Origin of the sequence: Aeromicrobium sp. (assembly GCF_032084975.1) — a bacterium.
Lineage (GTDB): Bacteria > Actinomycetota > Actinomycetes > Propionibacteriales > Nocardioidaceae > Aeromicrobium.
Genome location: NZ_DAMDLR010000067.1, coordinates 1 through 13607, shown reverse-complemented (window position 1 = coordinate 13607; position 13607 = coordinate 1). Strand labels below are relative to the sequence as shown.

Here is a 13607-nt window from a genome sequence, read left to right as displayed (position 1 = left end):
TGGTCGGCCTCGAGCTGCGTCCCCGCCGCCTGCGCGACGCCGCCAACCTGTGGTCGGCACTGCGCGATCGCCGCGGTGCCGAGGCCCGCGACGCCGTGTGGAGCCATCCCGACCTGCTGCCGACATCGGCCGACCTCGACGATCCCCTGGGCTTCGCCGAGACCCAGACCGGCCAGCTGGACGACGCCGACTTCGACGCGGCGCTGCAGCAGCTGCTCTCGTCCGAGGACGGCGACGGCACCGAGCCCGACGAGAAGTGAGCCTCACCGCCGACGTCCGCCGCGTGCTCGCGGCGTGGTCGCCCCCGTCGCCCGACCAGGGTGAGCTGCGGGACGTCTTCTCGGCGCATGCGCACGCCCACGACGAGCCCGGGGCGCGCGCCTGCGCACCGGACCACGTCACCGCCAGCGCCCTGGTCATGTCGAGCGACCTCGAACGGGTCGTGCTCGTGCTGCATCCCAAGTTCGGCCGGTGGTTGCAGACCGGAGGGCACTGCGAGGCCGACGACGACTCGCTGGCCCGTGCCGCATGGCGTGAGGCCACCGAGGAGACCGGGATCGCCGACCTGGTGATCGACCCCGAGCCCGTGCTGCTGTCGCGCCATCGTGTGCGATGCCACCCGGACGGTCATCACCTCGACGTGCAGTTCGTCGCCGTCGCTCCCCCGGGCGCCGAGCCCGTGTGCTCCGACGAGTCGGACGAGGTCCGCTGGTTCGACGTGGAGGACCTGCCGCGCGGGACCGACGACTCGGTCAGGAGCCTCGTCGCTGCTGCCAGCTCACGCCGTCGAGGAACGCCATCGCCTCGGCCATCCGCGGATGGCGCCCCGCCACGGCGTCGAACGAAGGACCGTGTCCCGACACCACCAGGTGCGTGATCTCGTGCACCAGCACGGCGTCGATGACGTGCTCGGGCATGTCGCGCAGGCGGTGTGACAGCCGGATCGTGCCATCGGCCGGCGTGCACGACCCCCAGCGTGAGTTCTGGTTGGTGACCCAACGCACCGACGTGGGCGTCGGCGCCTCGGGGACGTAGCGCGCGGCCAGGTCGGCCGCCCGGCGCGCGAGCGACTCGTCCGACCGGGCGATGCGGCGGCGCGACTCGCGCGCATCGAGCTTGGCCACCAGCTCGGCCACGACGCGCGCCTCCTCACGTTTGGACATCGAGGCGGGCACCATCACGATGGTCCGGTCCCCCTCGCGGCGTGCCGAGACGGTCCGCTTGCGCCGTGCGCTGCGACGCACCTCGATCTCCGCCATGCCTCCACGGTAGGCGTCCCGCCCGACATGACTGCGGGACCGCGGTCGGGACGGCCGTCGCAGCAGCGGCGGCGGCCCGACGGCCTTGGGGATCATCGGTGGATAAACCCCCTCGAGCCATCCGGATTCGGTTGACAGGACACCCCTGCACCCCTCACCCTCCGCAGTCGCCAACCCCGGGCTTCAGCACGGTTTGTCCACAGCAGTGACTCACGTTTGCGCAGGTCAGAGGCGGGTTGCCGAGCGACGCGCCGCAGCCGGCGCGGCGCTGTCCACACATCACCCCACACCCCGCACGGCGTTCCCCACACGTTGTCCCCAGGTCTGTCCACAGGGGTGGACATCCTCGTCCCGGGCGTGTCGCGGATCGGCCGGGGGAACGGTGCGAAAAGCATCACGCGGCGCCGTCCCTCGGGCTATCCTGCGGCGCGCTCCGGGCACACACGCGGCGCTCCCGCCACAGGTCTGGACGATCCATTGACCAGGCGTGGGCGCAGGCCCTACCTTGAAGCAGTCGAAGCCCCGCTCCGACGCGCAAGGGGAAGGCGCGCCGGGCGGGGTTTCACCTTGCCACGGCCCCTTTTGCCCCTAGGCTGATCGTGACCTGTGCCACACACAGCGGCACACATCGGCAAGGAGGCCGCAATGGCAGAGACATGGACCGGCGAGTTCTACTGCGTGAAGTGCAAGGACAAGCGCGAGACGAGCGGTGAAGTCCAGGTCAGCGAGAAGGGCACCCGCATGGCCAAGGGCGTCTGCCCCGAGTGCGGCACGAAGCTCAACCGCATCCTCGGCAAGGCCTGATCCTCGCGGCGGGGGTGGCCGTCGGCTGCCCCCGTCGCGCTCGGCACCACCGGGCGCCGCCCCTGTGGATCATCGGCTCCGCACTCGTCGTCTCCGCCACGATGAGCCCATGCCGAGCGACTCATCCTCCCCCGCCGGTCGCGTCCTCGGGCCCCAGCTGCTGCCGGGGGCACTCGTGCTGCGCCGCGATGCGCGCACCCTCCAGATCGGCACCGGCCCGGGCGTCACGATCCGCGATCGGCCCGGACTCGGGCGGGTCCTGCGCCTGCTCGACGGCTCCCTGCCGCTCCCCCTGCTGGCGCGCGCGGTCGCGCGTGACGTCCCGGATTTCACGGACGACCTCACCGACACCCTCACGCGACTGGTGGCGGCGGGCGCCGTCATCGCCCCGCCCGCCGAACCCGTTCCACGCGTCGCCGTACGCCACGACCGCTCGACGTCGCAGTTCGCGCGCCTCCTGCGGGACGGCCTCGGACCGCCCGCGATCGAGCCCGAGGTCGAGGTGCTGGTCAGCGCCGGCGAGCCCGCCCGCTCCACGTTCGAGGTGCTCGTCGCCGCCGGGATCGCCCACCTGCCCGTCGTCCTGGGCGAGGGACGCGTCCGGATCGGTCCCTTCGTCGTTCCCGGCACCAGCTCGTGCCTGGGCTGCCTCGATGCGCTGCTGACCTCGTTCGACCCCGCCTGGGCGGCGCTCGTGCCCCAGTTCGAGCGCACCCGGCTGCTGCCCGTGGGCCTGCCCCCTCGACTGCTGCTGCAGGCCGCCGCCGAGACGATCAATCAGGTCGAGTGCCTGCTGCGGGGTCAACGCCCCTCGACGCTCGGACGCACCCTCGCGCTCGGACCCGAGCACGGCGATGCCGACCTGCGCGCCGTCCCTCTCGCCGGCGCGTGCTCGTGCGGCCTGCTCGCCGCGTGAGCCGGAGCGATGCGGTGGTCGCCACTATCCTGACGACGTGGCCGACGACGACGCGGACGACCTCCGCGAGACACCGCTGACCGGCAGCGCACTGCGCCGCGGGGCTCGACTCGCCAGCCTCCCGGCCGGCTTCGCCGCCCGGACGACGTGGGGCATCGGCCGCCGCCTCGTGGGTGCCCCCGCGGCCGCCGTCATGAACGACGTCCAGCGCCGCACCGCCGACCAGGTCTTCAGCGTCCTGGGCCAGCTCAAGGGCGGCGCGATGAAGTTCGGCCAGGCCCTCAGCATCTTCGAGGCCGCCCTGCCCGAGGAGCTCGTGGCGCCCTACCGCGAGACGCTCACCAAGCTCCAGGACGCCGCTCCCCCGATGGGTGCGGCCACCGTCCGACGCGTGATGGAGCGCGAGTTCGGACCCGACTGGGCCGATCGCTTCCCCGACTTCGAGATCACCCCCGCGGCCGCCGCGTCCATCGGCCAGGTCCACCACACGTGGTTCGTCCCCGAGCCCGGTGCCGAGCCGGTCGAGGTCGCCGTCAAGCTGCAGTACCCCGGCGCGGGTGACGCCCTGCGGTCGGACCTGCGCCAGATCGGACGCCTGGCCCGGCTGTTCGGCACGCTCATGCCCAACCTCGACGTCAAGGCGCTCGTGGCCGAGCTGCAGGAACGGGTCGCCGAGGAGCTCGACTACTCGCTCGAGGCCGATGCGCAGGCCCGGTTCGCCGAGGCCTTCGCCGACGATCCCGAGATCGTCGTCCCCCGCCCGCTGGCGCACACGGAGCGGGCCCTCGTGACGACGTGGTTGCCCGGGGACCGGTCGCTGGCGGACGTGATCACCACCGGCACCCAGCAGGAGCGGGACCACCTGGGCGAGGCCTACGTCCGGTTCCTGTTCGCCGGTCCCGTCCGCGCCGGCCTCCTGCACGCCGACCCCCATCCGGGTAACTTCCGCGTGCTGCCGGACGGGCGGCTGGGCGTCGTGGACTACGGCGCGGTCGCGCGCGTACCGGACGGCCTGCCCGCGCCCATCGGGCCGCTGCTGCGCGCCGCGGCCGACGGCGACTACGCCACGGTCGCCGAGGGCCTGCGCACCGAGGGATTCCTCAAGCCCGGGACCCGGATCGACGCCGAGGTGCTCGAGCGGTACCTCAGTCCCCTCGTGACGCCCATCGTGGACGACACCTTCTCGTTCGACCGCGAGTGGCTGCGCCGGCAGAGCCAGCGTCTCGCCACGCCCGGACCCGACGGGATGTCGACGGCGCTCAAGCTGAACGTCCCGCCGGAGTACCTGCTGATCCACCGGGTGTGGGCCGGCGGGATCGGCGTGCTGTGCCAGCTCGGCGCGACCGCGCGGTTCCGCGCGATCGTGTCGGACTCACTCCCCGGCTTCGCCACCGCGTGAGCCGGCAGGAGCCCTATGTGCTCGAGCTCGACGGGATGCAGCAGTCCATCGTCGACCTCGAGGCACCGACGCGCCTGGCCTTCGACTACATGCGCCGCATCGGCGACCTGATCGACACGATGCCCGCCGGGCGGTTGCGCATCCTGCACGTCGGGGGCGCTGCCATGACGCTGCCACGGTACGTCGCCGCCACGCGGCCCGGGTCGCGCCAGGTCGTGCTGGAGCCGTCGGTCGAGGTCATCGAGCAGGTCCGGGCCGAGGCGCCGCTGCCGCCGCGCAGCGGCATCAAGGTGCGTCCCGTGGACGGACAGGCCGGGATCCTGGAGGTGCGCGACGACTCGCAGGACCTGGTGATCCTCGACGCGTTCGCGGGCGGTGCCGTGCCGGCGGACCTGATGGCCGCGTCGTTCGTGGAGCAGGTCCAGCGCGTGCTGGCGCCCGAAGGGGTGTTCGTCGCCAACCTCGTCGACCGTGCGCCGTTCCCAGCAATCCGCGACTTCGTCGCCCGGGTGCGCGAGATCGGGCCGGTGGCGGTCGGTGTCGAGCCGGCGACGCTCAAGGGACGGCGGCCGGGCAACCTCGTGGTCGCCGCCGGCGGGCTTGCGGAGCAGCCCTTCGCGAACCCGTCGCCGATGGAGTACCGCGTCCACACCGGGCGCGCCGTGTCGGACTCGTTCGGTGGCGGATCGGCCGGCTGAGCCGGAGCGCGTCAGCTCGCGCCGACGATCCCCAGGACGTCGTCCCCGTACTTCTCCAGCTTGGAATGTCCCACGCCCGAGACCTGCAGCAGCTGCTCGGGGCTGGACGGCTTGAGCGCCGCGATCGCCTTGAGCGTGGCGTCGTTGAACACCGTGAACGCCGGCTTGCTCTCGGCCTGCGAGGTCTCCTTGCGCCAGTCGCGCAGCCGCTCGAACAGCGCCTCGTCGTAGTCGAGGTCCGGCTGGGGCAGCCGGACCTTGCGCTGGGGCGCCCGGGTCACCCGGACCTCCTCGGGCAGCAGGCGATCGAGGAACCGGCTGGGCTTGCGCCGCGCCTGTCCGCCCGCCTTGCGCGCGGCGGACCACGAGACCATCAGGTGCCTGCGGGCCCGGGTGATGCCGACGTAGAAGAGGCGGCGCTCCTCCTCGACCGACTCCGGATCGTCCATCGTCGCGACGTAGGGCAGCGTGCCCTCCTGCGCACCGGCGACGAACACGGCGTCCCACTCCAAGCCCTTCGCCGCGTGGAAGGTGGTGAGGGTGACGCCGTCGGTGGACGGCGCGTGCGCCTGCTCGGCGCGCCGGTCGAGGTCGGCGACGAGCGCCGTCAGGTCGGCCTGCGACTGGGACTGGGCGAGGTCGATCGACATCTGGTGGATCGCCTGCAGCGACTCCCACCGGTCGCGGACGGCGCCGCGACCCTCGGGCGGCGTGTCATTGAAGTCCATCGCCGCCAGCACCGCACGCACGTCATCGGGCAGCGAGCCCGAGCCCTCGCCCGCGCGCGCCGAGCCGCGCAGCAGGGTGACGGCCTGGCGGACCTCGGCCCGCTGGAAGAACCCCGTGCCGCCGCGCACTGAGTACGGGATCTGGCGGTGCCCGAGCGCCTCCTCGAAGACCTCGGACTGGGCGTTGATCCGGTAGAGCACGGCCATCTCGCGGTGGGGCACGCCCTGGCGGTGCAGGGCCTGGATCCGCTCGGCGATCGCGTCGGCCTCGGCCGGCTCGTCGGCGAACGGCCGGAAGTCGACGGCCGGACCGGGCGAGTTCTGCGACTGCAGCCGGACACCCAGCGTGACCGACGGTCCTCGACCCGCGAACACCTCGTTGGCGGCCGCGACGATCTGCGGCGTCGACCGGTAGTTGCGCACGAGCTCGATGCGCGGCGCATCGGGGAACCGGCGCGTGGCGAAGTCGCCCAGGATCGTGGCCGACGCGCCGGCGAAGGTGTAGATCGTCTGGCGGGGGTCGCCCACGACGCACACCTCGTCGCGGCCACCCAGCCACAGATCGAGCAGCGTGGACTGGAGCGGGTTGACGTCCTGGAACTCGTCGACGACGAACCACTTGTACTGGCGGCGGACCTCGGCGCCGATCGCCTCGTCGTCGGCCAGGATCGCCGCCGTGATCAGCAGGATGTCCTCCATGTCGATCCGGCCGCGATCACGCTTGACCTGCTCGTAGGCGCGCAGGATGGCACCCACCTCGCCGGGATCGATGTCGCCGACGGCGCGCTGGCGGCGGACGGCTTCGGCGCCGTAGTCATCGGGGCGGACGTTGGACACCTTGGCCCACTCGACCTCGGCGGCCAGGTCGCGCAACGTGGACTGGTCGGCCCGGACGCCCACCTGACGCGCCGCCTCGGCCACGAACGCGAACTTCGACTCGAGGATCTGGGGGAACTCGGTGCCGTAGACGCGCGGCCAGAAGTACCGCGCCTGGCGCAGCGCCGCCGAGTGGAACGTGCGCGCCTGGACGCCGGCGGCACCGAGCGTGCGCAACCGCTCGCGCATCTCGCCGGCCGCCTTGACCGTGAACGTGACCGCCAGGACCTCGGTGGGCTTGTAGACACCCGTCGCCACGCCGTACGCCATCCGGTGGGTGATCGCCCGCGTCTTGCCGGTGCCGGCGCCCGCGATGACACACAGGGGGCCACGCAGGGTCTCGGCGACCTCGCGTTGTTCGGGGTCGAGTCCGTTGAGCAGGTCGTCGGCGTCGGACATGGTCTCCAGATCGCGTCGAGGGGTGGGGCAGCGACCAGCGTAGCCGCGCCGTGGGACAGGATCGGCGGCCGCACACAGGCCCGGAGGAATGCCGCGTGGCCCGACCGGGTTGACTGGAGGGGAAGCACTTCTTCCGCCTGATCGAGAGGGTCCCGATGTCCAACGCATCGTTCGTCCTGTACTCCACGCCGTGGTGTGGCTACTGCCATCGCCTGAAGTCCCAGCTGCAGCGCGAGGGCATCGAGTTCACCGAGGTCGACATCGAGCAGGATCCCGACTCGGCCCAGGTCGTCGAGCAGGCCAACGGCGGCAACCAGACCGTCCCGACCCTCGTCTTCGCCGACGGGACCGCGCTGACCAACCCGTCCGTCGCGCAGGTCAAGGCCCGGCTCGGCGTCTGACGTTCGTCGAAGCCACCACCGTCGTCCTCGGGCACGGCTATGGTCGTCCCTCGTGACCACACCGCCTGAGTTCCCCCCGAGCGACGAACCGACCCAGCCCCTCGGCCAGCCGTACGGCCCGTCGCAGTCCTACGGACCGCCGGCGTACCCGCCGCAGCAGCAGCCGATGTACGGGCAGGTGCCCCCTCCGGTCCCGAACGGGCTGTACCAGGCCGCGGCCATCATCAACTGGGTCATGCTGGGCATCATCATCATCAGCACCTGCGGCTTCGGCCTCATCGCCGCGGCGTGGTTCATCCCGATGACGCTCAACATCCACAAGGGCGCGAAGGACCACCAGAAGCACACCGCGCTGGCGGTCTGCACGCTGATCTTCTGCAACCTGGTCTCGGGCATCCTCATGCTCGTGGAGGACAACAACCGTCCGGAACGGCCGCCGTACTGAGCCGTGCGGAACGGTCGGTGGGTCGAGAACGACTTCGCCCCCACGGACGTGGTCCCAGCGCTGGAGACGGACTGACTCAGGCCCAGCGGCCCGGCAGCTCGCCGCCGAACCAGTCCTCCACGAGCCAGCGCGAGATCGAGACCCCGGGCGGCGGCAGCACGATGCGCTCATCCTTGGCCGCCTCGAGCAGCTCGGCCCGGGTGAACCACCGCGCCTCGGCGATCTCGTCCTGGTCGACCGTGATGTCGGTGCTCGTCGCCGTGGCACGGAACCCGAGCATGAGGCTCTGCGGGAACGGCCACGGCTGGCTGCCCAGGTAGGTGGCCTCCTCGACGGTCACGCCCACCTCCTCGGCGACCTCGCGGCGCACGGCGTCCTCGAGCGCCTCGCCCGGCTCGACGAACCCGGCGAGCGTCGAGAACCGTCCCTCGGGCCAGTGCGGGTTGCGCGCGAGCAGTGCCCGGTCGTCGCCGTCGGTGACCAGCATGATCACCGCCGGGTCCGTACGGGGGTAGTGCTCGGCACCGCAGCCGGGGCACGAGCGCAGGTGACCCGCCTGGGCCGTCTGCAGCTCGGTGCCGCAGCGGGGGCAGAAGCGGTGCGACTTCAGCCAGCGGGCGATGCCGACCGCGTGGATCGCCAGCGAGAGCTCGTCGGCACCGAGCAGCGGCGCCAGCACCCGGATGCTGACCGGGCTCCACTCGGCGGGGACGCGGTCGACCGCGACGGCGGCATACCGCGTGCCGTGCTGGTCGCCGAGCAGGATCCACTCGCCATCGGGTGCCTCGTCGGGTGACACCCAGCGCAGGGCGGGTCCGTCGACGGTGGCGACGTGCTCACCACCCAGGACCAGCACCCTCAGGTCGTCGGACCTCCACAGGTCATCGCTGCGGCGCCGGTTGCCGGCGCGGTCGTGCTGGGCTCGTTGGAAGGCGAAGTCCATTGCCTCACCGTAGACCGAGCTGCTTCTCGAGCGTGTCCCGGTCTGGCAGGTCGTCGAACGTCCGGGACTCCCCCAGGCGCACGTAGTGGAACGTGCCGACGACGCGCTCGGGGGCGATTCCGTGCAGCTCGGCCCAGGCCAGGCGGTAGAGCGCGAGCTGCAGCGGATCGGCGTCGGCCGTGCGATTGGTCTTCCAGTCGACGACCTCGAAGCCTTCCTCGCCATCTGCCAAGGTCGTCGCGAACACGGCGTCGATCCGGCCGATCACCTGCTGCCCGCCCAGACGCAGCGAGAACGGCGTCTCGACCGCCACGGGCTCGCGTCCCGCGAACGCACCGGACTCGAAGGCCTGCTTGAGGGACTCGAGGTCGGACTCGTCCTCGACCTCGGCGTCGCCGCGTCCGGGCAGCTCGTCGGGATCGAGCAGGGTCTGCTGCCCGTAACGAGCCTCGATCCAGGCGTGGAAGCGCGTGCCGAAACGAGCCGCGGGCGACGGCCGGCGGGGCATCGGCCGCGCCAGCCGGGAGACGAACGCCTCCTCGTCCTCAGCCAGCGAGAGCACCTCGGTGGCCGAGAGCGACGTCGGCAGCGACACCTCGATCCGGCGCTCGTGCCGTGCGCGAGCCTCCTCCAGCAACAGGTCGAGGTCGGTGCGCAGCTCGGCGAGGTGCTCGGTCCGGACCGGCGGCGCCTCCTCGGACTCGAGGTGGCGCCGCACCTGCTGGGCCAGCGCGGCACGCCGATCGAAGGGCATCAGCGCGACCGGCCACGGCACCGTCTGCTCGACGAGATGCGGGTTCTGCTCGTCGTCGGCGGGCGGCTCGGCCCACACGACCGGCGTGACGTCCCGCTGGGCGAGCCAGTCGCGGACGTCGACGAGGAACGCCGACTCGGCGCGGGGCTTCAGCTGGGTGCGACCCCAGCGGTGACCGCTGACGTGCAGGCGCCGCTTGGCGCGCGTGAACGCGACGTACGCCAGCCGGATCTCCTCCATCAACGCGTCGCGACGGGTGGCCTCCTCGAACTGTTTCTTGGCCGGACTGCTGAACTCGGCCAGCTGGGGCACGAAGTCGACGTCGCCGCGCAGGGGCGCCGGCAGCGCCTTCGCGACCGTGGGCCACCGGGAGCGACCGCGGCCGGACGGGAACACCGTGCCCGCGACGAACGGCACGAACACCTCCTCGAACTCCAGGCCCTTGGCACGGTGGATCGTCAGCAGCTTGATCGAGTCGGCGTCGGACGGCGCACTGAGCTCCATCCCCTCGTTGAACTCACGTTCCGCGTCGAGGTGCGCCAGCAGGCCCGGCAGCGACGCGTAGCGATCGTGCTGCGCGTAGTCGCCGATCGCGTCGAGCAGCAGCGACAGGTTGTCGGTGGGCACGCCCGCCACCGGGAGCTCGATGTCGAGGTCCAGCTCGGTCACGACGCGTCGGGCCAGGTCGAGCAGCGGCTCGTGCGCGTGACGGCGCAGGCGGCGCAGCATGGACGCGAGGTCGGCGAAGCGGGCGCGGGCCTCGGCCGAGTAGGGCAGCTCTCCCAGATCCTCGACGGCCTCGGCGAGCGAGGTGATCTCGGTGGGGTCGACGCCGGCGGTGGCCTCGTCGAGAGCGGCCCGCAGGACCGCTTCGGGATCGGAACGGTCGATCTCGGAGCCGCCCTGCCACAGCCGACCGAGCTCGGCCGCCCGCTGGCCCAGCAGGGCCAGGTCGCGCTCGCCGATCCGCCAGCGCACACCCGTGAGCAGTCGCAGCATCGCCGGGTTGGCGGTGACGTCCTCGAGGATCGCCAGGACCGAGAGCACGTCGACGACCTCGGGCTGGTTCAGCAGGCCGGTGAGTCCGACGATCTCGACCGGCAGGCCCCGACCACGCAGCGCGCGCACGATCTCGGGATTCTCGTTGGTCGTGCGCACGAGCACCGCGATCTCGCGTCGGGCCACCCCGCGCTCCACCGCCTCGACGACGAGGTCGACGAGCGCGTCGATCTCCTCGACGACACCTCGGTGCAGCGCGACGGAGACCTCGCCCTGCGGGTTCTCGGGGGCGGCCCGCAAGGGGGTCACGACCTCGGCCACCCCGGGCGAGCCGTAGTACTCGCGGGCCACGTACCCCGCGAGGTCGATGATCTGGGGCGCGCACCGGCGCGTCACGTCGAGGCTGAACAGCCGGCCCCGGCCGCCGTCGGCCGCGGGGAAGTCACTGAGGAACGCCGTCAGGTTCCCCGAGGCGGCACCGCGCCAGCCGTAGATCCCCTGGGCCGGGTCGCCGACGGCGCTGATGGGCCGGCCCGCGAACAGCGCCTGCAGCAGGTCGCGCTGGGCCACCGAGGTGTCCTGGTACTCGTCGAGCAGGACCACGTCGTAGCGCTCGCGCAGGGACTGCTGCACCTCGGGCAGCTTCGCCAGCTGGGCACCCCACGCCATCTGGTCGGAGAAGTCCATGACGCCCGCGTCCGTCTTCGCCGCGCGGTACTCGTCCACGAGGTCGGCCAGCTCGTCGCGCTTGAGGCACGTGGCGACGACCTCGTCGTGCCACTTCAGCGGCTTCTCGACCGATTGGGCGGCCGCCATCGTCGCCCGATCGAACTCGCGCAGCTGCTCGGTCGTCACCAGGTGCTCGGAGATCTGGCCGTCGAACTCGAGCACGTCGCCGATGACGGTCGGCAACCACGCCGAGACGTGGCGCAGCGGTCCGTCGTGCCCCCGCACGACCCGTGCCGCGATCTGGAACCGGGTGGCGTCCGCCAGGACGCGCAGGTCCGGCTCGATGCCCATCCGCAGGCCGTGCTCGGCGATGAGCGTGCCCGCGAAGGCGTGATAGGTCGAGACGGTCGGCTCGCCGTACTCGGAGAAGTCGCCGATCCGCTCGAGCGACTCACGCACGCGTCCGGCCAGCTCGGCCGCCGCCTTGGACGTGAAGGTCAGGCCCAGGAGGCGATCGGGCGCCAGGCCCAGGTGCCCGACGAGCCACACGACGCGGGCGGCCATGACCGCCGTCTTGCCGGCGCCCGCGCCGGCGATGATCGCCTGCGGTCGCGCGGGGTCGGCGGTGATGGCGTCCAGCTGCTGCGGGCTGAACGGGATCTCGAGGACCTGCTTGAGATGCTCGGTGTCGCGCACGAGCGGGATCACGAGGCACCCCCGATCGTGGGACCGGTGACCGTGGGGCAGACCGTCTGGAAGTCGCAGAAGCCGCAGTGCTCGTTCGGCCGGGCCACGAGGTGCTCGTCGCGCACCGCTCGCGCCGAGGTGGTGAGCAGGTCGAGCGCGAAGAAGACCTCGTCGCCGCCCGGCGCCGCCTGCGGCTGGACCTTGGGCGAGTCCGGATCCTTGGCACTCGACGGCGTGCGCAGCTGGACCAGCTCGGCCCCACCGGAGCGCGCGCCCGTGACGCCCAGCGACTCGACCGCGCCGTGCTCGATCGCGACCTGGTAGACGCCGAGCTGGGCGTGCTCGGCGATCTTGCGCGGCGACGGCGCGTTGCGGCTGGTCTTGAAGTCGACCACGTGGACACGACCCTCGGCGTCGATCTCGACGCGGTCCATCGAGCCGCGCAGGACGACGGTCTCGCCGCCGACGACGACCTCGGTGACGAAGGAGTGCTCGGCCGCGAGCGCTGTCCGGGGGTTTGCCCGGTGCCAGCGCGCGAAGCGCACCAGCGTCTCGTGGGCGGCCTCGCGCTCACGCTCGCCGAGCCACGCGGCCTGGTGGTCGAGCCGGTGCCACACCTCGTCGAGACGAGCAACCATCTCGGGAAGATCGGGCTCGACACCGCGCTCGACGACGTCGGCCGCCAGCGCGTGCACGATCGAGCCGAAGCCCTGCGCCGACGTGGAAGCGGACTCGCCGTGGGCCTCGCGGCCCAAGAACCAGCGCAACGAGCACGCCGAGATCGCGTCGACGGACGACCCGGACAGCGCGACCGGCTGGTCGGCGGGTCTCCACGGCGTCTCGGACCGGCTCGGCTCGGACAATCCCCACCACCGGCTGGGGTCGGCGGCCCGGGTGGGCGGGAGGTCGGCGCGCACGATCTCGGCCAGCATCGTGGCGACGTCGTCGCGCACGGCGGGGTCGTCGGTGGTCTCGCCGAGGCGGCGCAGCTCGGTGACCACACCCCGCAAGGAGACCGGACGCGCGGGACGTCCGAGCGGCAGCTCGGCGTCCGTGCCGAATCCGGCGGTGAGCAGCTCGGCGACGAAGCGGGACGGCTGGTCCCCGTCGTCGGTGGGCGTCTGGACGGCAGTGACCACGAGGCGCTCGGTGGCGCGGGTGCACGCCACGTAGAAGAGCCGGCGCTCCTCGCGCAGCTGGTCGCCACGGGCGCCGGGCCCGACCGGACCGTCGAGGTGCTCGGCCCTCAGCAGGCTGCCGCGACTGCGCAGGTCGGGCCAGCGCTCGGACTGCACTCCCGCGACGACGACGAGGCGCCACTCCAGGCCCTTGGACCGGTGGGCCGTCATGAGTCTCACGGCGTCGGGACGCGCGGTGCTGGACTCGAGCTGGTCGGCGGGGATCTGCTGGGCCCGCAGCTCGGCGACGAAGTTGACGGTGTCGCGACGGCGACCGCCCTCCTCGGCCCGCGCCGCGTGGCGGAACAGCGCGCACACGGCGTCCAGGTCGCGATCGGCGTGCGCGCGGCCGTCGACCGAGTTCCACTGCTCGCGCAGGCGCGCCGGCCAGGCGGTGCCGTCCCACAGCAGCCACAGCGCCTGCTCGGGCGGCTCGCCGCGACGCAGCAGCG

General features: G+C 72.4%; 12 protein-coding genes and 1 pseudogene. 8 read left to right on the top strand and 5 right to left on the bottom strand.

Annotation, left to right across the window (positions count from 1 at the left end; genetic code table 11):
- The coding region (locus RT323_RS13345) for a zinc-dependent metalloprotease (RefSeq protein ID WP_313409345.1) at positions 1 to 260 on the top strand (260 nt) is incomplete at its 5' end.
- Positions 257 to 727, top strand: a pseudogene (locus RT323_RS13340) (NUDIX hydrolase); the annotation flags it as partial. The gene RT323_RS13345 and the pseudogene RT323_RS13340, both read left to right, overlap by 4 nt.
- A gap of 25 nt (positions 728 to 752) precedes the next feature.
- Here the strand turns inward: RT323_RS13340 and RT323_RS13335 are convergent.
- Positions 753 to 1259, bottom strand: a complete 507-nt coding sequence (locus RT323_RS13335; protein ID WP_313409342.1) for a SprT-like domain-containing protein — start codon at positions 1257 to 1259, stop codon at positions 753 to 755.
- A gap of 645 nt (positions 1260 to 1904) precedes the next feature.
- Here RT323_RS13335 and RT323_RS13330 point away from each other — a divergent pair.
- From RT323_RS13330 to RT323_RS13315, 4 genes are all read left to right on the top strand, one after another.
- The gene (locus RT323_RS13330) at positions 1905 to 2063 is read left to right on the top strand and encodes a DUF5679 domain-containing protein (protein ID WP_146827129.1); all 159 of its coding nucleotides are present in this window, start codon (positions 1905 to 1907) and stop codon (positions 2061 to 2063) included.
- A gap of 109 nt (positions 2064 to 2172) precedes the next feature.
- The gene (locus RT323_RS13325) at positions 2173 to 2979 is read left to right on the top strand and encodes a hypothetical protein (protein ID WP_313409338.1); all 807 of its coding nucleotides are present in this window, start codon (positions 2173 to 2175) and stop codon (positions 2977 to 2979) included.
- A 37-nt stretch (positions 2980 to 3016) separates the two neighbouring features.
- Positions 3017 to 4378, top strand: a complete 1362-nt coding sequence (locus RT323_RS13320; protein WP_313409335.1) for an AarF/ABC1/UbiB kinase family protein — start codon at positions 3017 to 3019, stop codon at positions 4376 to 4378.
- A 17-nt stretch (positions 4379 to 4395) separates the two neighbouring features.
- Positions 4396 to 5076, top strand: a complete 681-nt coding sequence (locus RT323_RS13315) for a fused MFS/spermidine synthase (protein ID WP_313409333.1) — start codon at positions 4396 to 4398, stop codon at positions 5074 to 5076.
- A gap of 11 nt (positions 5077 to 5087) precedes the next feature.
- On the opposite strand, the gene RT323_RS13310 is transcribed toward RT323_RS13315, so the two are convergent.
- On the bottom strand, positions 5088 to 7079 hold the full coding sequence (locus tag RT323_RS13310; protein WP_313409331.1) for an ATP-dependent DNA helicase UvrD2: 1992 nt from the start codon (positions 7077 to 7079) through the stop codon (positions 5088 to 5090).
- Between the two features lie 155 nt (positions 7080 to 7234).
- On the opposite strand from RT323_RS13310, the gene RT323_RS13305 reads away from it, so the two are divergent.
- On the top strand, positions 7235 to 7480 hold the full coding sequence (locus RT323_RS13305; RefSeq protein WP_313409329.1) for a mycoredoxin: 246 nt from the start codon (positions 7235 to 7237) through the stop codon (positions 7478 to 7480).
- 52 nt (positions 7481 to 7532) lie between these two features.
- Complete coding sequence (locus RT323_RS13300; protein WP_313409326.1) at positions 7533 to 7925, top strand: hypothetical protein; 393 nt, start codon at positions 7533 to 7535, stop codon at positions 7923 to 7925.
- Positions 7926 to 8001: 76 nt separating this feature from the next.
- Here the strand turns inward: RT323_RS13300 and nudC are convergent, their stop codons facing one another.
- The 3 genes from nudC to RT323_RS13285 form a co-directional block, all read right to left on the bottom strand.
- Entirely contained in the window at positions 8002 to 8868 is an 867-nt protein-coding gene (gene nudC / locus RT323_RS13295) for an NAD(+) diphosphatase (RefSeq protein ID WP_313409324.1), read from the bottom strand.
- Between the two features lie 4 nt (positions 8869 to 8872).
- Positions 8873 to 11998: an ATP-dependent DNA helicase gene (locus RT323_RS13290; protein WP_313409321.1), complete on the bottom strand. Its 3126-nt coding sequence runs from the start codon at positions 11996 to 11998 to the stop codon at positions 8873 to 8875.
- On the bottom strand, positions 11995 to 13607 hold a 1613-nt coding region (locus RT323_RS13285), incomplete at its 5' end, for a PD-(D/E)XK nuclease family protein (RefSeq protein ID WP_313409318.1). The genes RT323_RS13290 and RT323_RS13285, both read right to left, overlap by 4 nt.